The 23,276-nt window shown below is 65.5% G+C and carries 23 protein-coding genes; 13 read left to right on the plus strand and 10 right to left on the minus strand.

Annotation, left to right across the window (positions count from 1 at the left end):
- Positions 1-80 precede the first annotated feature (80 nt).
- From AC5Y4F_RS10900 to AC5Y4F_RS10935, 8 genes are all read left to right on the plus strand, one after another.
- Positions 81-983: an NAD-dependent epimerase/dehydratase family protein gene (locus AC5Y4F_RS10900; protein WP_067934254.1), complete on the plus strand. Its 903-nt coding sequence runs from the start codon at positions 81-83 to the stop codon at positions 981-983.
- 14 nt (positions 984-997) lie between these two features.
- The gene (locus AC5Y4F_RS10905; protein WP_067934252.1) at positions 998-1,441 is read left to right on the plus strand and encodes a helix-turn-helix transcriptional regulator; all 444 of its coding nucleotides are present in this window, start codon (positions 998-1,000) and stop codon (positions 1,439-1,441) included.
- 9 nt (positions 1,442-1,450) lie between these two features.
- Positions 1,451-1,861 (plus strand): VOC family protein, encoded by a 411-nt coding sequence (locus AC5Y4F_RS10910; protein ID WP_067934251.1) that lies wholly within the window; start codon positions 1,451-1,453, stop codon positions 1,859-1,861.
- Positions 1,862-1,963: 102 nt separating this feature from the next.
- Positions 1,964-3,418, plus strand: coding sequence for an aldehyde dehydrogenase family protein (locus AC5Y4F_RS10915; RefSeq protein ID WP_067934249.1), 1,455 nt, complete (start codon positions 1,964-1,966; stop codon positions 3,416-3,418).
- A gap of 515 nt (positions 3,419-3,933) precedes the next feature.
- Positions 3,934-4,578, plus strand: a complete 645-nt coding sequence (locus AC5Y4F_RS10920) for an SOUL family heme-binding protein (protein ID WP_499996635.1) — start codon at positions 3,934-3,936, stop codon at positions 4,576-4,578.
- 28 nt (positions 4,579-4,606) lie between these two features.
- A complete protein-coding gene (locus tag AC5Y4F_RS10925; RefSeq protein WP_499996636.1) occupies positions 4,607-5,443 on the plus strand; it encodes a class I SAM-dependent methyltransferase in 837 nt (278 codons plus the stop codon).
- Positions 5,444-5,741: 298 nt separating this feature from the next.
- The gene (locus tag AC5Y4F_RS10930) at positions 5,742-6,416 is read left to right on the plus strand and encodes a hypothetical protein (RefSeq protein ID WP_499996637.1); all 675 of its coding nucleotides are present in this window, start codon (positions 5,742-5,744) and stop codon (positions 6,414-6,416) included.
- A gap of 30 nt (positions 6,417-6,446) precedes the next feature.
- Entirely contained in the window at positions 6,447-7,289 is an 843-nt protein-coding gene (locus AC5Y4F_RS10935; protein WP_499996639.1) for a class I SAM-dependent methyltransferase, read from the plus strand.
- 16 nt (positions 7,290-7,305) lie between these two features.
- Here the strand turns inward: AC5Y4F_RS10935 and AC5Y4F_RS10940 are convergent, their stop codons facing one another.
- The gene (locus AC5Y4F_RS10940; protein WP_067934242.1) at positions 7,306-8,154 is read right to left on the minus strand and encodes a glycoside hydrolase family 16 protein; all 849 of its coding nucleotides are present in this window, start codon (positions 8,152-8,154) and stop codon (positions 7,306-7,308) included.
- Between the two features lie 253 nt (positions 8,155-8,407).
- Here AC5Y4F_RS10940 and AC5Y4F_RS10945 point away from each other — a divergent pair, with 253 nt between their 5' ends.
- Entirely contained in the window at positions 8,408-8,614 is a 207-nt protein-coding gene (locus AC5Y4F_RS10945; protein WP_156750043.1) for a hypothetical protein, read from the plus strand.
- 245 nt (positions 8,615-8,859) lie between these two features.
- Here AC5Y4F_RS10945 and AC5Y4F_RS10950 read toward each other — a convergent pair whose 3' ends face one another.
- Both AC5Y4F_RS10950 and AC5Y4F_RS10955 read right to left on the minus strand, forming a co-directional pair.
- Positions 8,860-9,501: a carboxymuconolactone decarboxylase family protein gene (locus tag AC5Y4F_RS10950; RefSeq protein WP_067934241.1), complete on the minus strand. Its 642-nt coding sequence runs from the start codon at positions 9,499-9,501 to the stop codon at positions 8,860-8,862.
- 218 nt (positions 9,502-9,719) lie between these two features.
- On the minus strand, positions 9,720-10,412 hold the full coding sequence (locus tag AC5Y4F_RS10955) for a cutinase family protein (RefSeq protein WP_067934239.1): 693 nt from the start codon (positions 10,410-10,412) through the stop codon (positions 9,720-9,722).
- Between the two features lie 124 nt (positions 10,413-10,536).
- Here AC5Y4F_RS10955 and AC5Y4F_RS10960 point away from each other — a divergent pair, with 124 nt between their 5' ends.
- Entirely contained in the window at positions 10,537-11,199 is a 663-nt protein-coding gene (locus tag AC5Y4F_RS10960) for a class I SAM-dependent methyltransferase (protein ID WP_067934237.1), read from the plus strand.
- Between the two features lie 6 nt (positions 11,200-11,205).
- Here AC5Y4F_RS10960 and mmpH read toward each other — a convergent pair whose 3' ends face one another.
- From mmpH to manT, 3 genes are read right to left on the minus strand one after another with little or no spacing between them, the layout of a single operon-like run.
- Positions 11,206-12,282, minus strand: coding sequence for an MMP endo-(1,4)-3-O-methyl-alpha-D-mannosidase (mmpH, locus tag AC5Y4F_RS10965; protein WP_499996648.1), 1,077 nt, complete (start codon positions 12,280-12,282; stop codon positions 11,206-11,208).
- The gene (locus tag AC5Y4F_RS10970) at positions 12,269-13,027 is read right to left on the minus strand and encodes a class I SAM-dependent methyltransferase (protein WP_067934234.1); all 759 of its coding nucleotides are present in this window, start codon (positions 13,025-13,027) and stop codon (positions 12,269-12,271) included. Before AC5Y4F_RS10970 ends, mmpH begins: the two co-directional genes overlap by 14 nt.
- Complete coding sequence (gene manT / locus AC5Y4F_RS10975; RefSeq protein WP_067934232.1) at positions 13,021-14,271, minus strand: MMP alpha-(1->4)-mannosyltransferase; 1,251 nt, start codon at positions 14,269-14,271, stop codon at positions 13,021-13,023. Before manT ends, AC5Y4F_RS10970 begins: the two co-directional genes overlap by 7 nt.
- Positions 14,272-14,588: 317 nt before the next feature.
- Here manT and AC5Y4F_RS10980 point away from each other — a divergent pair, with 317 nt between their 5' ends.
- Positions 14,589-15,407: a DUF1906 domain-containing protein gene (locus AC5Y4F_RS10980; protein WP_499996655.1), complete on the plus strand. Its 819-nt coding sequence runs from the start codon at positions 14,589-14,591 to the stop codon at positions 15,405-15,407.
- A gap of 164 nt (positions 15,408-15,571) precedes the next feature.
- Here AC5Y4F_RS10980 and katG read toward each other — a convergent pair whose 3' ends face one another.
- The 3 genes from katG to AC5Y4F_RS10995 form a co-directional block, all read right to left on the minus strand.
- Positions 15,572-17,812 (minus strand): catalase/peroxidase HPI, encoded by a 2,241-nt coding sequence (katG, locus tag AC5Y4F_RS10985; RefSeq protein ID WP_067934229.1) that lies wholly within the window; start codon positions 17,810-17,812, stop codon positions 15,572-15,574.
- 38 nt (positions 17,813-17,850) lie between these two features.
- Positions 17,851-18,291: a Fur family transcriptional regulator gene (locus AC5Y4F_RS10990; RefSeq protein ID WP_499996660.1), complete on the minus strand. Its 441-nt coding sequence runs from the start codon at positions 18,289-18,291 to the stop codon at positions 17,851-17,853.
- Positions 18,292-18,384: 93 nt separating this feature from the next.
- Entirely contained in the window at positions 18,385-19,671 is a 1,287-nt protein-coding gene (locus AC5Y4F_RS10995; RefSeq protein WP_499996664.1) for a L,D-transpeptidase, read from the minus strand.
- Positions 19,672-19,818: 147 nt separating this feature from the next.
- Here AC5Y4F_RS10995 and AC5Y4F_RS11000 point away from each other — a divergent pair, with 147 nt between their 5' ends.
- Together AC5Y4F_RS11000 and AC5Y4F_RS11005 are read left to right on the plus strand one after the other, a co-directional pair.
- Positions 19,819-20,640, plus strand: coding sequence for a hypothetical protein (locus tag AC5Y4F_RS11000; protein ID WP_067934224.1), 822 nt, complete (start codon positions 19,819-19,821; stop codon positions 20,638-20,640).
- Between the two features lie 62 nt (positions 20,641-20,702).
- Complete coding sequence (locus tag AC5Y4F_RS11005) at positions 20,703-22,193, plus strand: FAD-dependent oxidoreductase (protein WP_067934222.1); 1,491 nt, start codon at positions 20,703-20,705, stop codon at positions 22,191-22,193.
- 9 nt (positions 22,194-22,202) lie between these two features.
- On the opposite strand, the gene AC5Y4F_RS11010 is transcribed toward AC5Y4F_RS11005, so the two are convergent.
- Positions 22,203-23,246 (minus strand): class I SAM-dependent methyltransferase, encoded by a 1,044-nt coding sequence (locus AC5Y4F_RS11010; protein WP_499996667.1) that lies wholly within the window; start codon positions 23,244-23,246, stop codon positions 22,203-22,205.
- Between the last annotated feature and the right edge of the window lie 30 nt (positions 23,247-23,276).

Raw genomic sequence — 23,276 nt, forward strand, 5'->3', positions numbered from 1 at the left:
TAATGCCGGTCAGCCACCCGGCGCCATTGGTGCGGCGTCGTATCTAGGTACGGTGACAGGTCCTCGCTACCATTGCGCGCATGCGCGGCTCAAAAATTCTGATCACCGGTCCAACTGGTCAAATTGCCACCCCCATCGCCCGGGCCCTTGCCGCCGATAACGAGGTTTGGGGAATCGCCCGATTCAACGATCCCGCCGCGCGAGAAAGCCTCGAGAAGTCTGGGATTCATTGCGAGAAGGTGAATCTGGCGGTCGGTGACTTCACTGCTCTGCCAACAGATTTCGACTATGTCCTCAACTTGGCGGTGGCCAAGAGCGGAAGCTGGGACAAAGATTTGGCGGCCAACGCGGAGTCGGTCGGCCTGCTGATGGCCCACTGCCGCAACGCGAAGGCCTTTCTGCACTGCTCCTCAGCCGCCGTATATGACCCGCCGGACGACGACCCCCGCAGCGAGCGGTCCGCCCTCGGCGACAACCACAAGCCGCTGTTTCCGACCTATTCCATTTCCAAGATCGCCGGGGAGGTGGTCGCCCGATCAGTGGCGCGCATCGTTGGCATGCCCACCACGATCGCCCGCCTCAACGTCCCGTACGGCGACAACGGCGGATGGCCGTTCTATCACATGGAGATGATGCTGGGCGGCATCCCGATTCCCGTCCCACCCGGTGAGCCCGCCCGCTACAACCCGATTCACGAGGACGACATCATCGCGACCATTCCCAAGCTCCTCGAGGTCGCGTCGATCCCGGCGACCACGGTCAACTGGTGCGGCGACCAGACGGTGAGCCTGCAGGAGTGGTGCGACTACCTCGGCTCGCTCGTCGGCACGGAGCCGATCTTCGAGCCGAGCGAACAAGCGCTGCGCGGCAATCCCACCACGGTCGACCGGATGCACGAACTCATCGGCGGCACCTCGGTCGACTGGCGCGACGGAATTCGGCGCATGGCGGCGAAATTCCACCCGGAGCTCGTCGGCGTGTAGGGGCGGCATCCGAGGTGACCCGCACATCCGAGTCGGCGGCGCAGCGTCTGCACACGCTGGCCCTGTTGCGCCGCGTGCGGGACCGCATCGACCGGGACTACACCCAGCCGTTGGACGTCGCAGCCCTCGCGCGTGGCGTGCACATGTCCGCCGGCCACCTCAGCCGCGAATTCCGGCGCGCCTACGGCGAATCGCCGTATTCCTATCTGATGACGCGACGCATCGAGCGCGCGATGGCCCTGCTGCGGCGCGACGACCTGAGCGTCACCGAGGTGTGCTTCGCGGTCGGGTGTTCGTCGTTGGGCACCTTCAGCACCCGATTCACCGAATTGGTCGGGGTGCCGCCCAGCGTGTACCGCCGATCGCCGGACGCGCTGGCGGGAATGCCGCCATGCGTGGCCAAACACGTGACGAGACCGATCAGAAATCGAGAAGCGTCTGCCTCGGACCACACCTAGCCTGACCGCATGGACATCACCATTCACTCGAGCTTCCTTCCCCACGAGGACCCGGAATCTTCGCTTGCCTTTTACCGCGACGTCCTCGGGTTCGAAGTTCGTCTCGACATCGGCAAGGGGACGATGCGCTGGATCACGGTCGGCCCGCCGAACCAGCCGGACACATCCATCGTCTTGAACCCGCCGGCCGCCAACCCGGGCATCACCGACGATGAGCGTCGCACCATCGCCGAGATGATGGCCAAGGGCAGCTACGCCACGCTGCTGCTGGCCACCAAGGACCTCGATGGCACCTTCGAACGGCTGCAGGCCGGCGATGTCGACATCGTCCAGGAGCCGACCGACCAGCCGTACGGGCTCCGCGACTGCGCAGTCCGCGATCCCGCGGGAAATCTCATTCGCATCCAAGAACTGCGCTAAGCGGATGATGCTTGACCAGCCGTGTGCACAATGCTAAGCAAGTGCTCAGCACTGAGCGCATCAGGCGCCCGGCGTCACGACTGGCGATACGAAAGGGATCAGATGACGGTGCAGGCGGTATTGGACGACCTTCGCAAGCGTCCCGGAACGGGTGACGTCATCTCGGTCATCGATCCCGCGACCGAGGAGACGATCACCGAATTCACCGACTGCGGGCAAGAGGCGGTCAACGACGCCGTAACACGGGCGAAGGAGGCTTTCGAGTCGGGCGTCTGGTCAGAGCTTCCGGGCCGTGAACGGGCCAAGATTTTGTGGCGAATCGGGGAGCTGATCGACGAACACGCCGAGGAGTTCGCTCAGCTCGACTCACTCAACACGGGAATGCCGTTGCTGCAGGCCCAATTACAGATGTCGACCTGTTCGGAGTTCTTCCGTTACTACGCCGGTTGGTGTTCGAAGATCAATGGTGTTGCGTACGACGTGAAGACCGACGGAATCGCGACCGACAAGTACGTCAACATGCACGCCTACACCCTCAAAGAGCCGTACGGCGTGGTGGGCCTGATCTTTCCGTGGAACGGCCCGATCTTCAACGCCAGCGCCAAGCTCGCGCCGGCCCTGGCCGCCGGCGGCAGCCTGCTCGTCAAGCCGGCCGAGGAGACGCCGCTTTCGGCGCTGCTGTTGGACAGGCTCGTCCACGAGGCCGGCGTGCCCGAGGGCGTCGTCAACCTGCTGACCGGTTACGGCCACACCGCGGGCGCCGCGATCACCGCGCACCCCGATGTCCAGAAGGTCGCCTTCACCGGCTCGACCGAGGTGGGCAAGGAGATCGTCCGGGCATCGGCGGACAACCTGAAGAAGGTCACGTTGGAACTCGGCGGGAAATCCCCGGTGCTGATCTTCGACGACGCCAACCTGGACAACGCCATCATGATGGCGTCGCTGGGCATCTTCGTGCATTCCGGCCAGGGCTGCGTGTGCGGGTCGCGCATCTTCGCCCAGCGAGGCGTCTACGACCGGGTCGTGGAAGGCATTGCGATGATGGCGAATTCGTTCAAGCTGGGCGCCCCCAGCGAGGAGGGCTGCGTCAGTGGGCCGCTGATCAGCGAGAAGCAGCTGACCCGGGTCATGGGCTTCATCGACGAGGGCAAGAAGGACGGTGTCGAGGTGGTCACCGGCGGCCACCGCCTGGACCGCAAGGGCTACTTCGTGCACCCGACGGTGCTCACCAACGTCGACACCAGCATGCGGCTGTACCAGCAGGAGATCTTCGGGCCGGTGGTCACCATCCTGCCGTTCGACGACGAGGACGAGGCCGTGGCCCTGGCCAACGACACCAGCTACGGCCTGGCGGCCACGGCGTGGACGGAGAACCTCGGCCGGGCCCACCGGATCATGAGGCGACTGCAGGCCGGCAGCGTCCAGGTCAACTGCCAGCTGGTCTTCGACCACGATGTGCCGTTCGGCGGCTACAAGCAGTCCGGTTGGGGCCACGAGTTCGGCAAAGAGGGCCTCGAGATCTACCTCAAGACGAAGTCGGTCTGGGCTCAGCTGTGAGCTTTCTCGGTGCGGCCTAGGGTCAATCCATCGCGCCGAATAACCAGCCGAACGTCATCCCGATGTAGAGGATCCAGATCAGCCGGAAAAGCTGCAGACCGCAAGCAGGCCGGTGCTGATCCCGATGTACCGGCTTCGTTGCCTATCGACGCGGTTGATCTGTTCTTGGATGCTGGTCGGCACGATGTTCATTGCTGTCTTCCTTTCGTGGGGCGCCGCCACGCTGGCGTCGTTGTTGGCTAAGTACAGGCCCGCGAACCGGCTACCGATCCCAAAACCGCGGCGCGACGACAGATTGCGCAACCCCGGTTTCGCAGCGGAAGACAAGGGTCGGGTGACACCGATATCAGGGAATGGCCTCCCTTGCGGCACTAGGACGCGGGTGGGTCAATTCACATGACCGATCCCGTCGCGGGCCTTGAACCGCAGCATCTTGCGGGTATCCGCTCTGGCGTGTACCCCCGCTGCCGTTGGTGGGCCGCGTCCGGCCGCTTGACTCGAGGAAGGGGCCCATCATGAATCCGATCAGGTTCGCCGAGCAGGTTGCAGAGTCCGTCCTGGCGGTGGGCGGCATCCGGGTGGGCACCGAGGAGCCCGAGTACACCTGCCGTCGCCTCACCGACACCGTCGAGATCCGCCGCTACGGTCCGCGGATCGCCGCCGAGACGGTTGTCGACGCCGACGAGAACCGCGCCCGCAACGAAGGGTTCCGGCGATTGGCGGGATACATTTTCGGCGGTAATCGGCGCGATCAATCAATCTCGATGACGGCACCGGTCAGCCAGCAGTCCGGCCGGGGCGGCGAGCGGATAGCGATGACCGCACCCGTCGCCCAATCCGCCGGTGCCGAGAGCGGTTGGGCAATCCGGTTTTTCATGCCCGCCAAGTGGACGATGGAGACCCTTCCTGCGCCCAACGATGACCGAGTCCGTCTGGTCACTGTGTCGGCCGCGACCGTGGCGGTGCTGCGATTCAGCGGCGACCGCAGCCCCAAGGCCGTCACCGCTCGCACGGGGCAGCTGTTGAACATATTGCGGGACAGGGGGATTCAACCGTGCGGAGATCCCGAAGCCTGGTTCTACGACCCACCGTGGACGGTACCGATGCGGCGCCGCAACGAGATCAGCGTCGCCGTCGATCCGGCGTCCGTGCCCGACTAGCCGGCACGGCCGGGCTACGTTTGGCGAGATGAATCCTCGAGAGGACCCGCGCGTGGATGCCGGGCAGCTGACCGGTGTGTCGGAAACGGCGCTGCTCACCCTCTACGGAAGGGCATACCAGGCCGGGTACCCGGACCCGATCATCGACGACCCGATGGCGATCAGGCTCGTCGAGTCCATCGACTTCGACTTCGAAAAGTTCGGACGCAAGGGCCAGGAGATGGCGCTGCGCTCGCTGGCCGTGGACCGATGCGCGATCGACTACCTCACCGCGCACCCCCGGGCAACCGTCGTCGCGCTCGCCGAAGGCTTCCAGACGTCCTTTTGGCGACTGGACCGCGCACTGCCCGACCCGGAATTCACCTGGGTCTCGGTCGACTTGCCTCCGGTCGTCAAAATTCGGCAGCACCTGCTGCCGCGTTCCGGGCGCATCACCCATCTCGCACAATCTGCCCTCGACTACGGCTGGATCGACAAGGTCGACGCCGGCAACGGTATGTTCATCACCGCCGAAGGCCTGTTGATGTACCTGCAGCCCCACGAGGCGCTGGGACTGATCGCCCGGTGCGCCGAAGCCTTTCCCGGCGGCCAGATGTTTTTCGACCTACCGCCGACGATCGTCAAGCGCATCGCGCGAAGGGGGCTGCGTTCGTCCAAGCGCTACCGGGTGCCGCCGATGCCGTTCAGCCTCTCGGTGCGGCAATTGGCGAAGTGGGCGCACACCACGCCCGGAATCCGCGCCGTGCACGATGTGCCGATGCCTCCGGGGCGGGGCGTGTTCTTCGGAACGCTGTACCCCGCGCTGTGGCGGTTCCCGCCGCTGAAGCCCTACCGCGGGATCTATGCGCTACTCGAATTCGGTTGAGCGTCAGTAGATCTTGACCACCAGCGTGCCGACGTTCTTGCCGTCGAACAGCATGATCCACATGCGGTTGGTGGGGTCGAGCGAAATCCGGTCGACGCGCACGAGCGCCTCGCCGTCGCCGAGATCGGGGATCGCCTCCCTGGCTCAGTTCGAAAGTGCCCTGGCCGATGCGTCCGGTAGGTCGTTCCGCGAAGCAGGAAGCGACGGTTTCGTCCGGTCAATTAGCGCACCGTACCCCCAGCACGCGCGGGCGTTCTACCCTGCACAAAGGGGACCCGCTCGACCGGAGGTGCGCTCGATGAAGACGTCGCGGCATGTTCTCGTATTGATTCCCATGATCGCGGTGGCCGCTTTCCTGCAGCGCGGAACCGCGTTCGCCAATCCACCGGCCACCGCCGTGATTACCGTAATGGCCGTCGGGCCCGGCGGCGAAGCGATCAACGGCTACAAAGTGGCATCCGGGCCGGGCACCGTAGCGCAGGCCAGCGACTGCTCGGAACCGTCGCCGTCGGCGGTTGCCGACAACGTCTACTACTGTTCGCCGAGCGCGGCCGGAGCCGGCACCTGCTGGCCCTCGACACCGGGATCCCTTCTGTGCGTGGACAATCCGTGGGACCTGCAGATGCACCGGGTGCTCTTAGATCGCCAGCTTCCGCCCGTGCACGCGACCGCCGAGCCGGACCCGTTCGCGCTCGCCCTTGACGACGGGACGCGCTGCCTGCTGCGCAACGGCGGCGCGTGGGGCGGGCGTGCCGACGGGTATGTCGGCGTCTACGGATGCGGCCGCGGCGGCGGGAGCGACCCGGCCGTGTTGTGGCTGCCCAGCCAGGGCGCGGGAACCTGCATCGACCGCTCATCGCCGGTGTGGACTGTCAAAGTCGGCCGCCTGGGCGCACCGGATGCCGTCCTTCCACCGCCTGCGACCCGCACCGTGGCGGAGGCCTGGTTCGCGGGAGGCAGGGCCGGTCAGTAAGGCGGCGGCGGTGCTGCTATAACCCAACGTATGTCTAGCCCAGGGCACACGATCACCCATGTTTCCGATACGGCTCGGTGGACGGCGCTACACCGCGCGACCGAGTCGGCCCGGCCCGACGCGCTGTTCCGTGACCCACTCGCGGAACGCCTCGCCGGTGAACAGGGCCGAGCGATCGTCGAAAAAGTTCCGTGGACGGATCGCAGTGGTTGGTGGCTGGTCGCACGCACCAAGAAAATCGACGACGCGATCGCCGACGCGCTCGCGCACGGCTGTGACCGCGTTCTGAATCTGGCCGCCGGCCTGGATGCCCGGCCGTATCGCCTGGACCTTCCGTCCGATCTCACCTGGTTCGAGGCCGACCTACCCAAGCTGCTCGCGGAGAAGACGGAAGTACTTGCCGATCAGACCCCGCGCTGCCGGCTAACTCGCAAAGCGGTCGACCTCGCCGACCAGCACGCCCGAGACGCCTTCCTCAACGAAGCGCTTGACGGCGCGACAAAGGCCTTCGTGCTGACCGAGGGGCTGTCGATGTACCTGAAGCCCTCCGACGTCGCGGCGCTTTCGGACGCGATCAAACGTCCCGAGGTCGCGTGGTGGATGCTCGATTTCGCCTTTCCGGGCCTGAAGAAGAGGATCAACAAGAACGTCGCCGGAATCTCAGAAAACGCGCCATTCAAGTTCGCACCCGACAACGGGCTGGCCTTCTTCGAAGACCTGGGCTGGCGAGCGGCCGACGTGGAATCGCTATTGGTTGCCGCCAACCGGCTCCACCGCTTACCCATCTGGATGCGCCCACTTGCCTGGCTGCCCGTGGATTTGCGCCGTCCGGGCGGCATACCCACGTCTGCGGTTGCTCTGCTTACCCCCTAGACGCTCGCGCGCTCACCTACCAGACGCGTATCCAGTCGATGAGCATGTCGGCGGGGTAACTTCCTGCCCCGGGGTCGCCGCCACCGGAACCGGCCACCGCGAGGTTGAACACGGGATACACCGTGTAGCCCGCTCCGTTGAACGGCCAATCCGGCAGCGAACTCGCCGGCACGTCGAAGTACGGCTGTGCACCGTCGGAGTAGTCCTTCCAGAAGCGGATACCCGCCTCATCCCACTGGCAGCGCCAGGTGTGCCAGGCGCTGTCCACCGCGATGTTGTGGGTCTTCCACTCGCCACCGTTGGCTTTGGCGTGCACGGTGGTGGCCGACGGCCAGTTGCCGTTGCCGTACCACTCCATGACGTCGATCTCACCCTGGTCGTCGTTGCCCAGCCAGTAAGCAGGCCATGCGCCGGCGGTGAGGCAGTTCAGCTTGATCCGGGATTCCCAGGTATGGCCTACGCCGCCGCGCCACAGGCTCTGCACCTTGCCGCTGAAATAGGTGGGCCCATCCTTGGCGGCGCGCAGGACGAGGTTGGAATTGCCATCGACGAACACATTGCGGCGATCGTCGCGGTACTGCCCGATGTGCTCGGGCAGCTCCCAATACGTCGGATCCTTGATCGTCTCGCGGGCTTTTGCGACCGCCCACTTGGAAGCATCGGGGGCCGAGCCGGCCGGACCGTCGAATTCATCGGCGAAGATGTAGTGACCGGACTGGCCGCTGGGCGCCGCGGGCGGCGGTATCCGCCCGGCAGGCTCATCCTGTCGGGACGGGTAGGCCCAGGCTGTCGGGGTTGGCAGCGCGGCTGCCAGCACGCCTATCCCGGTTGTCAAAATCATGCGGCGGCGATCGATCTCCGGCATAAGCAAGGAACCCTAGCAGCCAACCGGGCATGACGGTAAAACAGCAATTTGTCGGGGTCTGCCGTTATGGTTCGGATCGCGGTCGTACCGGCACGGACGACGGCATGGCAGTGGCAACGGATTAGGCGCGCAAATTCATGGCCAATTCTCATCTTGGCAGGTGGTTTGGTCTCAGGATTCGACGGGCATTCTGGAATCACGATCCGATAACCACTGTTGTAGCTTTGCGGGTGGTCTGAGAGGAGTGACGATCGTGGCGAACAAATCAGAAGGCACGGTTATTTTCCTTCAGTCCCATCCGCTGTGGAAAGCAGCTCAGCGACGTGAGCGCGAGCGCAATGACGCAGTTCGTCGCCATCCCTCTTTCCGTGCTCGCCAGCGCGCCGCCGCATCGGGCAACCCGGTCACTGCGATGGTCCGCGACTTCAAGTCGTACTCGGGCACCAACACTCCGGCCTGAATTGGCCGGCGGAATTTGTGCTGATCTCTATCACACCAGGCGCCGATAAACCGTAGCGCCGCCAATCACCTGCCGGCCGCGAGGGCCGGGTGAGTTCTGATTCAGTACATTTTTCCGGTGCTACCGCTTGCCGAGTAACTTTAGTGCGCAGCCGCCGATGTCCAAGGGCATCGCGTCTGTGTGCACGCGCAGCTCAGGCCGGACCACCAGGCGGCGGCTCCGAGTCGCCGTCCGTCTCGCCGACGTCAGTCCCGCCCGGACGTCGCGGCGCCGATGTCGAGGACACCGCCGCCGTCGGGATCGTCAACCTCGACGATCGGGTCGTCGACGTCGTCGAATTCCAGCCGTAATGCTCGGGACATGATTGCATGCATCACGTACATGGTGGTGGTGTAGGTGAATTCGAGGATCTCGGTATCGGTGAAGATTTCCCGCAACTGATTGAACAACTGCTCGGGCACCCGACCATGTTGGCCCGCAAGGCAATCCGCGTAGGCCAGCAACAGCCGTTCGGTGCGATCGAAACAGTCGGCGGTCTCCCAGGACGGTATGGCCGCTATTTTCTCCTCGGATAATCCCGCCGACCGGCACGCCTTGCAGTGTTGCGAGAAGACGAACTGGCTGCCGACCACCCAGCCCGCCCGGATCTGGCCCAACTCGCGGTGATCGGCCCGGATGGAGACCTCTTCGCGGTAGAGGCGGAAGCCACGCACGGCATGGCGCAGGGCGGCGGGCGAGTGCGCCATCACTGTCCACCAGTTGCCGGGAGTACCACCGATAGTGCCCGGGTCGGCCACCGGATCACGATCGCCGAACATGAAGTCGTACATCTTTCGCGTGAATTCGTCGCTGACCTCATCCCGCGGGATCGGCTTCAGACGCGGCATTACGACTCCTCTCGGCTGGCGGCACGATGACAATGCAGATTGCTTCGATCGTAAGATCTCCCGCTGCGGCGCCGTGTTCGCTGCAGTGACCGGCCGCCGACCATTTTCCGCCCAGCGAACTCGCTAGCGCATGCGCTAGCCGTTTGCAGGCTTACCTATTGGCCGGAGGGAAGCACCGCCCGTGCGCCAGCCAAGTAGCGCGACCGCGGCGACGTGGGTCAGAGCCTGCTGGCGACGAAGTCCGCCGCCTGGTTGGCCATGCCAGCGTCGATGTAGGCGCCCGCGAGGTGTTGTGGCCAATTCTGCTTCCAGGTGTTCGGGTCGGCGGGGTTGCAGATGGGATCGGCGCCATGGCACAAGTCGATGGTCCGGTCGTTGTAGGTCGGGTTGAAGTTGGTGATCGGACCCACCCATTGGCTTCCGTTGCCGAACAATGCGACGGCGGCGATGTGCTGATCGACGCCGGGCGGTAGCGGGCTGTCGAATCCGAACGCGCCGATGGGCGCTGCCAGGACGACGTCGGTGACCGCCGCGCCCAGCGAGTAGCCGCCCAGCACCAGGCGGGTGTCAGGGCAGTTGTTGACCATGTCCTGGACGTGGTGGCTCATGTCGTTGGCGCCCTGGGCGACCTCGGTATCGGCCGGGTATCGCACGGCGTAGACGCCGACTGTCCTGTTCACCTTGCTGCGCACATCGCTGATGAACGCGTTACCCAGCACACCCGGCCCGGGCGATTCGTTACGGCCGCGGGCGAACACGATCTGTATCGGCGGGCAGTTCGCCGCCGCCGCGGAAGGTACCGCCCCCGGCGTCCCCGGGGGGAACGCCGCGGCGGGCAGCATCAAGGCGGCCGCGGCCATGACCGCGGCGAGGCCGACACCAGCAAATTTGCGGATAAGCAAGGCGCGCACACGATGATGGTAAAACGAACCCGCTCCCCGCGCTGGCCAGCCGGTATACCGATGGCGGGTGATCGCTGAGCGCGAACGCCGACCACCGTGCCGGCGGCGTCGAGCGAGGCGATAGGTTCGGCTGATGAGCCACGTCGACGCGACTGCTCCCGAGCGCTTGTTCGCGCTGGCCGAACAGGTACAAGGTTTCATGCCGTCCGACGAAGGGCGGGCGCTGTACGACGCCGCCCTGCGGTATCTCGGCGGCGGAGTCGGCGTCGAGATCGGCACGTACTGCGGCAAATCCACCCTGCTGCTGGGCGCGGCGGCGCAACAAACCGGCGGCGTGCTCTTCACGATCGACCACCACCACGGTTCCGAGGAGCACCAGCCCGGGTGGGAATATCACGACGCGTCGATGGTGGATGAGGTCACCGGGTTGTTCGACACGCTGCCCACGTTTCGTCGTGCACTCGATACCGCCCAATTGGGCGACCATGTCGTCGCGATCGTCGGCAAGTCACCGCTCGTGGCGCGGGCGTGGCGCGCGCCGCTGCAGTTCCTGTTCATCGATGGCGGCCACAGCGAAGCGGCCGCCAACCAGGACTTCGATGGCTGGGCCAAGTGGGTCGACACCGGTGGGGCGCTGGCCATCCACGACGTGTTTCCGGACCCGAAGGACGGCGGGCGGCCACCGTATTACATCTACTGTCGCGCACTCGATTCCGGACAGTTCCAGGAGGTATCAGCGACCGGATCGCTGAGGCTGCTCGAACGTGTCAGCGGCCGGCCGGGGGGACAGATCTAGCGAGGGTCAGCGGCCCGAGCCGGTGGCGACGCATTCGCAATCGAAATCGGTTTGCAGGCCCAATGGCAGGTCGTGGCATCGGAAGATTCCCGCGCCAGCGGTGGTGTTCGACAGGGCGTCCGCCGCCAGGATCATCGCCGCGCCCGTCCAAGTGGTGCGCTCCTCAGGCCAGCGCTTACCGTCAGCGAAAACCAGTCCCGTCCAATATGATCCGTCGTCTTCGCGAAGATGCTGCATCGCGGCGAACTGCCGGTGAGCATCTGCGTGGTGCCCGATGGCGTCCAGCGCCATCACCAGCTCGCAAGTTTCGGCGCCGGTCACCCACGGACGATCGTCGACACACCGGATACCCAAACCGTCGACCACGAAGGCATCCCAACGTTGTTTGATGCGCGTGGACGCCGCCGGACCGCGCAGGGCGCTGCCGAGAATGGGGTAGTACCAGTCCATCGAGTAGCGGTCCTTTTCGGTGAACGCCTCGGGGTGCGCGGAGAGGGCGTGCCCCAGGCGGCCCAGCGCCAATTCCCACTCCGGCTGCGGGTCGTCGACCAAAGCTGCCAGGGCGAGCGCACACCGTATGCTGTGAAAGATGCTCGAGCACCCGGTCACCAGCGCTTCCGGCAACACACCGGCTTCACTTCGCGCCCAACCGATCTCGCCATAGCCGACTTGCATGTCGATGACGAAGTCGATCGCCTTGTGCACCACCGGCCACATCTCCGCCGCAAACGACTCATCGCCGGTAACCAGCACATGGTGCCACACGCCGGCGCCGATGTAGGCGCAGAAGTTACTGTCGCTGTTGGCGTCTTCGATGACGCCCGCGCGAAACTGGATGGGCCAGGAGCCATCGGGTCGCTGGGTGTGGCGGCTCCAATCGAACGCCGCCCGCGCCGGCTCCAGCAGTCCCGCAGTGGTGAGTGCCATCGCGCACTCGATGTGGTCCCAGGGATCGGTGTGCCCGCCTTCGAACCAGGGGATGGCACCCGATGGTTCCTGTGCGGCGGCGATGGAGAGCGCGGTCTGTCGGCATTGGTCGTGAGTCAGGACCCCCGGAACGCCGGGCGGGTTAGACCGATGCAACTGAATACCTCTCAGTGCCTCGGCTTTTCGCCTCCTGGGGTTTGACGAAGTACATGGCTATGCTTTTCCCCACCAGCGGGTTGAGCAGCGACTCCGCCAGCTTGGTGATCTTTGGCCGCTGCATCAGGTCCCACACCAGCAGCCTGTGGTAGGTGGTCACCGCACGGTGGTCGGTGTTCTGCACGCCTACAGCGCATTTGAGCCACCAAAAGGGAGAGTGCAGTGCGTGGGCGTGATGGGTGTGGGTCAGTTTCATTCCGCCGCCCAGGATCTTGCCGCGCAATTCGCTTGCCCGGTAGATGCGGACGTGGCCGCCCTCGTTGCTGTGGTACTCGTCGGATAGCAACCAGCACAGCTGCTCGGGCAGCCACCGCGGCACGCTGACCGCGAGCGTGCCACCCACTTTGAGCACCCTGATGAGCTCGGCGATCGCCGCGTCGTCGTGGGGAATGTGCTCCAGGATCTCCGACGCGATGACGCAGTCGAACGTCTGGTCGGCGTAGGGCAACTTCAGCGCGTCACCGACAACGACCTTGGCTGACGCCTCGGCGGGCGCCTCGCCCGTTTCGGCCATCGCGCGCAGGATCGTGTCCACCGAACGCAATTCGGCCTCATCGCGGTCGAAGGCGACGACGTCGGCGCCGCGACGATACGCTTCGAACGCATGCCGGCCGGCCCCGCATCCGACGTCGATGACCTTGGTCGAAGGCCCAACCCCGAGCCGGTCGAAATCGACTGTCAGCATGGCGCTCCGCTCTGCGCGTTGCGTGCGATCGCACGCTCGTAGACCCGCACGGTCTGAGCCGCCACGGCTTCCCAGCTGAAGACGTTGACGGCACGGGTGCGGCCCGCCTTGCCAAGGCTGCGGCGCTTTTCCGGAGAGTCCAGGAGCTCACCGAGCGCGCTGGTCAGCGCATCCACATCCGCGGGCGGCACCAGCTCGGCGCAAGCACCGTCCGTCCCAAGGACTTCCGGCAGCGCGCCGACCCGGCTGGCGACGATGGGGGTGCCGCTGGCCATGGCTTCCACCGCAGGCAGCGAAAACCCTTCGTAGAGCGAGGGAATGCAGGCGACCTCGGCGGAGGCGAACAAGGCGGCCAGCTCGGCGTCGGACAGCCCGCTGGTGATGTGGACGATGTCGGAGATCCCGAGTTCGGCGATGAGCTTGTGGGTCGGGCCATTCGGTTCGACCTTGGCGACCAACCGCAACTCCAGGTCCCGGACGGTGCGCAGTCGCGCGACCGCTTGCAGCAGGGTGCGGACGCCCTTCAGCGGTGTATCGGCGCTGGCGATCGCGATGATGCGGCCGGGCTCGCGTGGGCCGGTTCCCGGTTTGAACAGCTCGGTGTTGACCCCCAGCGGCACCACATGAAGTTGCTCCGGTGCGACGCCGAAGTCGGCGATGATGTCCGACGCCGACGATGACGACACCGTCAACAGGTCGGGGATGTGCCGGGCCACCTCTTGCTGCATCTCCAAGAACCCATACCAACGGCGCACCAACGGCTTTCGCCACCATCGCGCGGCGGCCAGGTCCAACACCCGATCGCGGGTGATCGGGTGGTGCACGGTGGCCACGACGGGAAGTCCTGCCTCGGCGATACTGAGCAGTCCGGCGCCCAGGCTCTGGTTGTCGTGGACGACGTCGAAATCCGTTGTCCGCTGGGCGAGTAACCGCGCCGTCCGCATCGTGAACGTCCGTGGTTCGGGAAAGCCCGCGGTCCAGGTGGTGAGCAGTTCCAAGAGGTCGATGGAGTCTCGAATTTCGCTGGGCCGCGGTACCCGGAATGGGTCCGGTTCCCGATAGAGATCAAGGCTGGGCACCTCGGTGAGCCGGACTCGCGGATCGAGCAGATCGGGATACGGCTGTCCGGAGAACACCTCAACGTCGTGGCCGAGTTCCACCAAGCCGTGGCTGAGATGGCGCACGTAGACGCCCTGTCCGCCGCAATGGGTCTTACTACGGTAGGACAGCAGGGCAATTCGCATACTCAACTCTTCTTTGCTGGAAATTGACCGCGGAATGGCGCCGAATCCATCGCGGTCAACGGGCTCCCGAACTCCGTGACAGCAAATTGGACATGTGTCCAGACTATAGTTCGATCACCTAATCGAGCGCAACGAGCCGGAAATCCGCCGCTCCACGCAGAAGCGATTGCCCGAATGTCCGACACGCGAAGATCATGCCACTGGCCGGTGGCCGCTGACTTCTCGACCGGCGATTCCGATGCGCGGCGCCCGGCGTTACCGGAGATAACCGGCAAGGATCGGCCGAAGGAGCCACGGGCTTTTGTTACCATCGCGCGGTGCGGGATGCGGCCGGACGGGGTGGACGCGGTGATCAGCGATCGCCTTCTCGGCGCGACGTCCTCAAGTACACCGGCGCCTATGCCTTGGCGCCGGGCCTGCTGAGCCTGGGTGCGCTGGCCCCGATTCCCGGGATCCCCAAAGCGTCGGCCGCCGGCCTGAAGCTGATCGATTTCGCCGAACGCAGGATCGCCCCCGACGAGATCAAGTCGGCCGGCTATGACGGCGTGGTGAATTACGTATCGCAGTCACGGCCGGGCGCCAACTTCGAGGCCAAACCGCTGACAAAGGACTACGCCGACGCGCTGCGCGCGGCCGGGCTGCACATCGTCAGCAACTTCCAATACGGCAAGCCCGGCTGGCCGGATCCCTCGGACCTCACGCGCGGCTATGACGGCGGCGTGGCCGACGCTCGTACCGCCATGCAGCTGCACTCCGCGGCGGGAGGCCCCAACTCGGCTCCCATCTTTTTCAGCGTCGACGACGACATCGACGCCAATACGTGGAATAGCCTTGCAGTGCAATGGTTCCGGGGGATCAACTCTGTGTTGGGCGTGGGCCGCACCGGCATCTACGGGGATGCCCAGGTGTGCGGGTGGGCGATCAGAGACGGCGTCGTCGGGCCCTCCACCAGCGCCGGACACCGGTGGGTGTGGCAGACGAGGTCCTGGTCGCACGGCGATCGCGAACCCGCGGCGGTGCTCTACCAGACAATAGTCAACAGCCCGGGAAATCCGGGACCGCTACTAGGCGGCATCAATGTCGATGTCGACGATGTCCTCGCCGCCGACTTCGGGCAATGGGATCTCGACCGCTGACCCGGGCGCGAAGCCCTCTCCGCTGCACCGAGACATAAACCAGTGCGCCCGCTTGCGGGGCATTGTCAAATGCGTGGTTTATGTGTCGAGCAACGACGAGCGGTCCAAACAAGACGGCGCCCCGCGAGCCGATGGCCCGCGGGACGCCGCTTCCTATCCGAACGTCATTTGAGGTCGAACCGGTCGGCGTTCATCACCTTGACCCACGCCGCGACGAAGTCCTCGACGAACTTGCCGTGCGCATCGTCCTGGGCATAGACCTCGGCCAATGCGCGCAGCACCGAGTTCGACCCGAAGACAAGGTCGTTCGCGGTCGCGGTCCACTTCACCGCGCCGGAGGCCCGGTCGTGGCCCTCGTAGACGTTCTCGGCCGTCTCCGACGCCTTCCACTCGGTGCCCATGTCGAGCAGGTTGACGAAGAAGTCGTTGGTCAACGCGCCCGGCCGGTCGGTGAACACGCCGTGCTTGCTGCCGCCGTGGTTAGCTCCGAGGGCGCGCAGACCACCCACCAGCACGGTCATCTCCGGGCCCGACACCCCCAGCAGGTAGGCCCGCTCCTGCAGCAACTGCTCGAGCGGTGCCTTCTCGCCGGGACGGATGTAGTTGCGGAACCCATCGGCCCGCGGTTCGAGCACCGCGAACGACTCCACGTCGGTGTTCTCCTGCGTGGCGTCGGTTCGGCCGGGCGCAAAGTGCACCGAGATCTCGTAGCCGGCGTCCTTGGCCGCCTTCTCGACCGCCGCCGAGCCGGCCAGCACGATCAGGTCGGCCAGCGAGATCTTCTTGCCGCCGGAAGCCGAGGCGTTGAAGTCCTGCTGGATCTTCTCCAGCACGGGCAGCACCTTGTCCAGCTCGGAAGGCTCGTTGACCTCCCAGCTGCGCTGCGGCTCGAGACGCACCCGCGCCCCGTTCGCCCCACCCCGTTTGTCAGTGCGCCGGTAGCTGGATGCCGCCGACCATGCCGTCTTGACCAACTGCGGGACGGACAGCCCCGATCCGAGCACCTTGCTCTTCAGCGCGGCGATGTCGTTCTCATCGACCAGTTCGTGGTCGACGGCCGGGACGGGGTCCTGCCACAGCTGCGGTTCGGCAACCCACGGCCCGAGGTAGCGGGTGATGGGGCCCATGTCGCGGTGCAGCAGCTTGTACCAGGCCTTGGCGAAGGCATCGGCCAGCTCCTCGGGGTGGTCCAGCCAGCGCCGCGTGATGTCGTGGTAGATCGGCGACTCGCGCAACGAGATGTCGGTTACCAGCATCGTCGGAGCACGCCCCGGCCCGTCGAACGGATCCGGGATGGTGCCCGCACCGGCGCCGTCCTTGGCGGTGTACTGCCAGGCCCCGGCCGGGCTCTTGGTCAGCTCCCACTCGTAGCCGTACAGCGTCTCCAGGAACGTGTTGTCCCACTTCGTCGGCGTCGGCGTCCAGACGACCTCCAGGCCGCTGGTGATCGCGTCCTTGCCTTTGCCGGTGCCATACGAGCTCTTCCACCCAAGCCCCTGCTGTTCGATCGGCGCGGCCTCCGGCTCGGGACCCACCAGCTCGGCGTCGCCGGCGCCGTGGGTCTTGCCGAAGCTGTGGCCCCCGACGATGAGCGCGGCCGTTTCCTCGTCATTCATCGCCATCCGGCCGAAAGTCTCGCGGATGTCGATCGCGGCAGCGACAGGATCCGGTTTGCCTTCGGGTCCTTCGGGGTTGACGTAGATCAGACCCATGGTGGTCGCACCATAGGGCTGGGCGAGGTCGCGCTCACCGGAGTAGCGCTTGTCGGTGCCCAACCAGGTGTCCTCCTCACCCCAAAGGATCTCTTCGGGCGCCCACACGTCCTCACGGCCGAAGCCGAACCCAAACGTCTTGAACCCCATCGACTCCAGGGCACAGTTGCCGGCGAAGATGATCAGGTCCGCCCAGGAGATCTTGTTGCCGTATTTCTTCTTGACCGGCCAGAGCAACCGGCGTGCCTTGTCCAGGCTCGCGTTGTCCGGCCAGCTGTTGAGCGGGGCGAAGCGCTGCAGGCCCTGCCCGCCACCGCCGCGACCATCGAAGATGCGGTAGGTACCAGCGGCGTGCCAGCTCATGCGGATGAACAGGCCGCCGTAATGGCCGTAGTCGGCGGGCCACCAGTCCTGTGAGGTGGTCATCACCGAGAACAGGTCGCGCTTGAGCGCCTCGACGTCGAGCTTGGCGAACTCCTCGGCGTAGTCGAAGTCTTGGCCGAACGGGCTCGCCTGAGGATTGTTCGGGTGCAGCGTCGATATGTCGATCTGGTCGGGCCACCAGTCGCGGTTGGTAAGGGGCGCATGCCCTTTCGGCTCCGGCGATGGGATCGCCGGGTTTTCGCTTTCGCTGGCACTAGCCGTCTTGCTGTCGTCGTGCGGCGGACGGCCTTGGGAGATATCGGAGGACACAGCATTCCTTTCCAGATGGAGGGTTGGTTGGGCTGCGATTAGGAACCTGCAGTCGAACAGTCGAGGCACAGGCCCCAGTAGATGACCTCGGCCTCGTCGAGAACGAAGCCATCTAGAACGTTGTTGTCGTCGGACGGGGTGAGGCAGGGCGCGTCACCGACGGCACAGTCGACGTCGGCGATGATCCCGCAGGACCGGCACACGACGTGGTGATGGTTGTCACCGACGCGCGATTCGTAACGGGCGACCATGCCCAACGGCTGGATGCGCCGAACCAGACCCGCGGTGGTCAGCGCATTGAGCACGTCATACACGGCTTGGCGCGAAACGTCTGGCAGGCCGACCCGCACGGCCGAGAAGATCGTCTCGGTGTCGGCGTGCGGATTGGCGGCGACGGCTTCGAGCACGGCAACCCTGGGCCGGGTCACCCGCAGATCGGCCATCCTCAACCTGTCCGCGTAATCGGCCGTCGATGACACGCCACCAATATGGCGCACTTATCTGGAACCAGTCAAGACTTTGTTGTGAAGTGGCGCACAACCGTGGGGGCGAATGAGCTGGGACACGCGAGCTCAGGTGGGCTTCAGCGCGCTGCCTCTTCGCCACTGGTCCCAGCTGAGGGTCCAGTCGCCATTCTGCGCCAAGGTCAGTGGCGGCCCGCCGCTGTTGCGGACCTCGACGACGTCGCCAGGCACCGAAAAATCGTAGAACCACTTCGCGTTGTCGGCATTGAGGTTCAAGCAACCATGCGATGTGTCGCGGTGCCCCTGGGCCCATACCGTCGCCTCGAGTTCGTGCAGATATATGCCGTCGCTGCTGATCTTGGTGGCCCAGTTGATGGTCTCGCGGTAGCCGAGCCTGGAGTTCTTGGGCAGCCCGAATGTCGAGGAGTCCATGATGACGGGGTTGCCCTTGTCGAGCACGGTGTAGACCCCTGAGGGGGTCCAGAGGGAGATGGTTTTCCCGCCGACGTTCTCGGTGCCGCCCATTCCCATACTCGTGGGCATCGTGCGCACCAGGGCTCCGTTGTCGAAGACGCTGACCTGGTGGGTGGCGTCATCTGCGATCGATACGTGTGCATCGCCGACGCGGAAGGACACCTTGGTGTCATCTTGCCCGAATAGACCGTCGCCCAAGGCTATTCCGTAGATCTTGGCCTCTGCGGTCACGTTCGTACCCGGCGCGTAGTAGCGCTCGGGCCGCCAATGCGCGTTCTGATCGTCGACCCAATTCCACGAGCCCTCGACTTTCGGGTTGGTGGTCACCGACAGCTGCCGTTCGGCGGCGGCACGATCGGCGATCTTCTCGTCGAAGTGCGCCACGATCACCGTTCCGACACCGTAGGTGCCGCCGTCGCGCAACGTGGACTCAGACGTCGTGGTGAACGACACCTTGGTCTGGTTTGACGGCTTCAGCGTGGAGAACGACGAAACCTGCTTGGCCGCAACGCCACTGACACCGTTGCTGGTGACCGTCAACGTGTAGGTGCGCCCGTAGCCCAGCGGGACGGTGGGCTTCCACGCGGTGTTGTCCGGGGTCATGACACCCTCGACCGGTTTGCCGCTCTCGTTGACCATGTCGACGCCCGTCAACGTCCCTTTCTCGGCTTTGACCATGACAGGGGTGAGGGGGTCGACATCATGGGCGTCGGGACCGGGAGTGATCGCTATTTGAGCCGGGCCAGCGACTTTCGCGGGAGCGCTGCGCTGACCACAGCCATGGCCCGGACAGTGCGAGGGGGACGCAACGTATATCGCGCCGACCGTGGCGACGATCGCGCACACCGCGAGCAAGACCTGACGAGGGGGGGTAGTCCGGAGGATCCGGCCGACGAGCTGATCACTGTTCTTGGACGTCATCAAGCTGCCGAATCCCTACTTCCTGCCGCTCGCACATTGCAAATGTTGTAGATGAGATATCCCGCGACGTGCGGTTCTTAAACCGCCGGGCGCTTCGGCTTCGGCAGTCGAAGCCGCGACCGATAGACCGCGAGAGATCATGGCTACATGGCCGATGAGGAACTTGACAGCCTCTACGAGGTGCCGCCGAAGGAGTTCACCGCGCAACGCGCCAGCTTGGCCGCCGCGGCCAGGCAGCGCGGCGATGACGCAGCCGCCAAACGGATTTCCGCCACCACCAAACCGGCTACGGCGGCATGGGTCATCAACCGGCTGGTACTCCGGCATGCCGACACCCACGAGCGGCTGACAGACCTCGGTGCGCGATTGCGCGCCGCTCACGCGGCGATGGATGGCGCGCGCATCCGAGAGCTATCGGCCGAGCAACACAAACTCATCGACGAGCTCACCCGCAAGGCGCTCGAGGCGGCCGACCTGAGGCAACCGTCGGCGAGCGTGCGCGAAGACGTGACCAGCACGCTGCAGGCCGCCGTCGCCGACCCACAAATCGGGGCGCGTTTGGGCCGGTTGACCAGGCCCGAGCAGTGGTCGGGTTTTGGCGCCTTCGGCGATGCGCCGCCAGAATCGGTGACAGCTTCCAGCGGACCGGCGAAGCGGCAGAGCACCCGCGCGCGGAAACGACCCGCGACGAGGCAGGCGACGGACGATAGGGCGCAGCAGCGGCGCGAGAAACTGAGCGCGGCCGTCGACACCGCGGCGCGGGCCAAAACCGAGGCCGACGAGGTGTTGGCGCAGCGGCAAGGCCAACGAGATGCCGCCCGAAAGCGCCGTGACGATGCGGCGCGGGCCCTGCGGGCGGCCGAACGGGACCTCAGCGGCGCTGAAAAAGACTACGACGAGGCCCGGCAACTGAGCCGGGCCGCAGCGGATTCAGTGAAGCAGGCAAAGGCACGGTTGAAACGGGCGTGAGCCTGCGGGCGCGTTTCCGTGGTCCGGGCCGGGGTATCAGCAAAGCCGTGACTTCTTTGTGGATGACGGAACGAACCCAACAACCCTGGACTGCCAGCCAGCTGGACCAGGGCTCCTCGACCGCCGATGTCATCGTCGTAGGCGCCGGTATCACCGGCCTGATGACGGCGGTCCTGCTGGCCCGCGCGGGTAAGGACGTGTTGGTGCTGGAGGCGCGCACGGTGGGGGCGTGCGCGACCGGAAACACCACCGCCAAAATCAGCCTGCTGCAGGGCAGCCAGCTCTCCAAGGTGCTGCCGCGACACGGCAAGGATCTGGCGCGCGCATACGTCGACGGCAATCGTGAAGGACAGCAGTGGGTGCTCGACCACTGCGCCGCCAACGGCGTGGCGGTGCAGCGCGAAGACGCCTACACATACGCCCAGTCCGTGCGCGGAGTCCCGTCCGCGCGAGCCGAACTCGCGGCCTGTCAAGCGGTCGGCCTGCCGGCTGTTTGGGACGACGACGCTGACGTGCCGTTCGCCTACCACGGCGGTGTGCGGCTCGCCGATCAAGCGCAGTTCGATCCGATGCCATTCCTCGACTCGTTGGTCGTCGAGCTGCTGGGCCGTGGAGGGCGGCTGGTCGAGCACACCCGGGTGCGACGGGTCTCCTGGCGCGGCAGCAAGGTGCGCGTGCATGTCAACGACGCCGCCCAGCAGGATGTCCAACTTCAGGCCGGCCAGCTGGTGCTTGCGACGGGCATCCCGATCCTGGATCGCGGCGGCTATTTCGCACGGGTGAAACCCAGCCGCTCCTACTGCTTGGCCTTCAAGGTTCCGGGCAACATCACCCGGCCCATGATGATCTCCACCGACTCGCCGACGCGTTCGGTGCGCTACGCGCCGGTCGCCGACGGGGAGCGGCTGATCGTGGGCGGGGCGGGCCACACCGTGGGCCGTGAGAAGAGTCCGTCCCAAGCGCTGAACGAGCTGTCGACGTGGACGCGCAAGCACTACCCGGGTGCCGTGCAGACCCACTTCTGGTCGGCGCAGGACTACACGCCCATCGACCATCTGCCCTACGTGGGCCCGATTCTGCCGAACACCGAAAGCATCTTTGTCGCAACGGGTTTCAATAAATGGGGGATGACCAACGGTCCCGCTGCGGCGTTGGCGCTGTCGAGCCGCATCCTGGGCGGGCGGATGGATTGGGCCCGCGCGTTCGCCAGCTGGAGTCCGCACGAGCTGACGGGACTGACGACAGCGTTGCAGGCCAACCTCGAGGTCGGCTTCAACCTGACGAAGGGCTGGATCACCCCGGCAATACGCACTCACCGCCGCAGCCCCGTCGACGGCGAGGGCGGCGTGGTCAGTGGTCCGCCGTGGCATCTGGAGGCCCGCTGCCGCGTCGACGGGACCGAGCACCGTGTCTCACCGGTATGCCCGCACCTGGGCGGAATCGTGAACTGGAACGATGCCGACAACGCGTGGGAATGTCCGCTGCACGGGTCGCGCTTCGCGCCCGACGGCACCCTTTTGGAAGGGCCGGCCACCCGCGACCTGACCGCCTAGCACCGATACTCAGCCGGCTTTCCGAAACACGAGCCAGCGCAACTCAATTGGGGAATCGTCACGCTCGACGTCGAACACGTCGAGGCCGCCGGCCCAACCCTCGAACCAGCCCGTCGGCGGCCACGCCTCCGACGGTAACCGCGTCTTTTCGTACTCGTAGGCGGCGTCGTCGGCGATCAGCTCCAGTGGCAATCCGCCCGCCGCGGCGGCCATCTCGTCGCGAGTGAAGATCATGCTGTTGCACTGCTGACTCAGCTGCACCGCGACGTCGTCGGGAACATAGCCGTCACGGGCCAGGAAAGTGTTGAAGACCAGACGCCCGCCGGGCGCCAGGCAGTCGGCGGCTAGTTCGAACATGCCGCGCAACTCGTGTGTCGTCCGGAAGTCGGACACCACCTCAGAAAGCACCATCAACTGGTACGCCTCGCGCACGTCCTCCATCGCGGTGAAGACGTCCCTTTGAATGACGTTCACGCGCAACGATTCAGCGGCGGCTTCGGAAACGATCACCTCGGCGAACTTTGCGGTGATCTCGACCGCATCGACCGGATGTCCACGCCGCGCCAGGGCCAGCGCGTTACGCCCGGTTCCCGCACCCACATCGAGCACCCGATAGGTGGACGGATCGTCCGCCTCGGCGGCCAGGGCCAACACCCGTGCGTCCGCCTCTGTGCCGAACAGCGGCGGCGGGCGGATGGCCATCCACTGTTGGTAGTCGGCCTCGACGGTGCGCCACTCGGCCTGCACGCGGAAATTCACGCCCTCCCCGAAGGGAGCCTGGTACGAGATGAGCACGTCCGAACGAGGGGAGGCTTTGAAGGCCTTGGCCAACTCGACTTCCAGCGCGGCGCGCAGGTGTGCGGACTGTTCGGGGGTGTACCAGACGCCCAGGGTGGCGCAGACGTTGCCGCACAACAAGACGTACTCGTCGATCAGCCCCGGCACGGCCGGCACCCTGATCTGGCCCTCGGCCGACAACCGGCGATACAGCCGCCTGATCATCGCTTCGCGCAGCATCGACGGATCGAATGACCGATTCGGCGGATCCTGCACCAGAACCTTCTACACGACCAGCGGGCTTTG

It is taken from the genome of Mycobacterium sp. NGS56 (genome assembly GCF_059812425.1).

Coding starts and splice junctions, on each gene's coding strand:
- AC5Y4F_RS10940 (WP_067934242.1), bottom strand. CDS start 8,154: ATGCCGGAGATCGATCGCCGCCGCATGATTTTGACAACCGGGATAGGC.
- AC5Y4F_RS10995 (WP_499996664.1), bottom strand. CDS start 19,671: ATGACGTCCAAGAACAGTGATCAGCTCGTCGGCCGGATCCTCCGGACT.
- AC5Y4F_RS11000 (WP_067934224.1), top strand. CDS start 19,819: ATGGCCGATGAGGAACTTGACAGCCTCTACGAGGTGCCGCCGAAGGAG.
- AC5Y4F_RS10910 (WP_067934251.1), top strand. CDS start 1,451: ATGGACATCACCATTCACTCGAGCTTCCTTCCCCACGAGGACCCGGAA.
- AC5Y4F_RS10960 (WP_067934237.1), top strand. CDS start 10,537: ATGAGCCACGTCGACGCGACTGCTCCCGAGCGCTTGTTCGCGCTGGCC.
- AC5Y4F_RS10915 (WP_067934249.1), top strand. CDS start 1,964: ATGACGGTGCAGGCGGTATTGGACGACCTTCGCAAGCGTCCCGGAACG.
- AC5Y4F_RS10950 (WP_067934241.1), bottom strand. CDS start 9,501: ATGCCGCGTCTGAAGCCGATCCCGCGGGATGAGGTCAGCGACGAATTC.
- AC5Y4F_RS11005 (WP_067934222.1), top strand. CDS start 20,703: ATGACGGAACGAACCCAACAACCCTGGACTGCCAGCCAGCTGGACCAG.
- AC5Y4F_RS10920 (WP_499996635.1), top strand. CDS start 3,934: ATGAATCCGATCAGGTTCGCCGAGCAGGTTGCAGAGTCCGTCCTGGCG.
- AC5Y4F_RS10925 (WP_499996636.1), top strand. CDS start 4,607: ATGAATCCTCGAGAGGACCCGCGCGTGGATGCCGGGCAGCTGACCGGT.
- AC5Y4F_RS10900 (WP_067934254.1), top strand. CDS start 81: ATGCGCGGCTCAAAAATTCTGATCACCGGTCCAACTGGTCAAATTGCC.
- AC5Y4F_RS10930 (WP_499996637.1), top strand. CDS start 5,742: ATGAAGACGTCGCGGCATGTTCTCGTATTGATTCCCATGATCGCGGTG.
- AC5Y4F_RS10935 (WP_499996639.1), top strand. CDS start 6,447: ATGTCTAGCCCAGGGCACACGATCACCCATGTTTCCGATACGGCTCGG.
- manT (WP_067934232.1), bottom strand. CDS start 14,271: ATGCGAATTGCCCTGCTGTCCTACCGTAGTAAGACCCATTGCGGCGGA.
- AC5Y4F_RS10970 (WP_067934234.1), bottom strand. CDS start 13,027: ATGCTGACAGTCGATTTCGACCGGCTCGGGGTTGGGCCTTCGACCAAG.